The organism is Actinoplanes sp. ATCC 53533 (genome assembly GCF_003947245.1).
In genome coordinates this window covers 1-1,317 of sequence record NZ_QHHV01000710.1, presented here as the reverse complement: position 1 = coordinate 1,317, position 1,317 = coordinate 1, and the positions used below count along the sequence as shown (strand labels likewise).

At 67.8% G+C, this 1,317-nt stretch carries 1 pseudogene; it reads right to left on the bottom strand.

Annotated features, from left to right (window positions below):
- Positions 1–68: 68 nt before the first annotated feature.
- A pseudogene (locus tag DMB66_RS60775) lies at positions 69–1,317 on the bottom strand (IS256 family transposase).

Sequence of the window (1,317 nt, the reverse complement as noted above, 5' to 3'; positions counted from 1 at the left end):
GATCAGAGCGGTGTTGAGGGCGGCGCGTTCGGCCGGGTCAGGGATGGTGTGCTCGCCGGTCGGGTGGGTCATGCTGCTGGCTCCAGTTGAAGTTCCTGGGCGGTCGCGGTGGACACGATGGTGGTGGGTGTGGTGCGGGCGCGGTCGAGGACGTCGAGAGCGAAGTAACGGCGGCCTTCGGTCCATTCGTCGTGTTGTTCGGCCAGGACAGCGCCGACGAGGCGGATGATCGCGTCGCGGTCGGGGAAGATCCCGACGACGTCGGTGCGGCGGCGGATCTCCTTGTTGAGGCGTTCGTTGGGGTTGTTCGACCAGATCTGGCGCCAGATCTGCTGTGGGAAGCCGGTGAAGGCGAGCAGATCGGCGCGGGCGTCGTCGAGGTGTTCGGCGACCTTGGGCAGGGACCGGCTGACCGAGTCGAGGAGTTTGTCGAACTGGGCGTTAACCGAGTCCGGGTCAGGCTGGTCGTAGACCGAGTGCAGCATGGTCTTGACCGCCGGCCAGGCCGACTTCGGACACACGGCCATGAGGTTCGCGGCGTAGTGGGTGCGGCAGCGCTGCCAGCTGGTGCCGGGCAGGTTCGCGGCGATCGCGTCGACCAGGCCGGCATGTGCGTCGCTGGTCACCAAGCACACGCCGCTCAGGCCGCGGGCGACCAGGTCGGCGAAGAACGCGTTCCACGCCTGTTTTGTCTCGCTGGTGGCGACTTTGACGCCGAGGACTTCGCGGTGGCCGTCGGCGTTGACGCCGGTCGCCACGAGCACGACCGCTTTGACCACCCGGCCCTGTTCACGGACCTTCATGCTCAGCGCGTCGGCGGCGACGAACGTGAACGGCCCGGACTCGTCCAGGGGCCGGGTGCGGAACGCCGCGACCTGGGCGTCGAGTTCGACGGCCATCCGGGAGACCTGTGACCTGGACAGGCTGGTGATGCCCAGCGACTGGACGAGTTTGTCCATGCGCCGGGTAGAGACGCCGAGCAGGTAGCAGGTCGCGACCACGCTCACCAGGGCGGCCTCGGCCCGCTTACGCCGCTCGAGCAGCCCAATCCCGGGAATACGTGCCTTGGCGCAGTTTCGGGACCGCGACGTCGATCGTGCCGACGCGGGTGTCCAGGTCACGATGGCGGTAGCCGTTACGGGAGTTGACCCGCTCCGGTGACACGGCCCCGTACTCGGCGCCGCAGACCGCGTCCGCGTCGGCCGACAACAGCGAGTTGATCACCGTGGACAGCAAGTGCCGCATCAGATCCGGCGACGCGTCGCCGAGAGCTTGGTCCAACAGCCCGGCAGGGTTGATGATGTGAGGTGCGGTCAT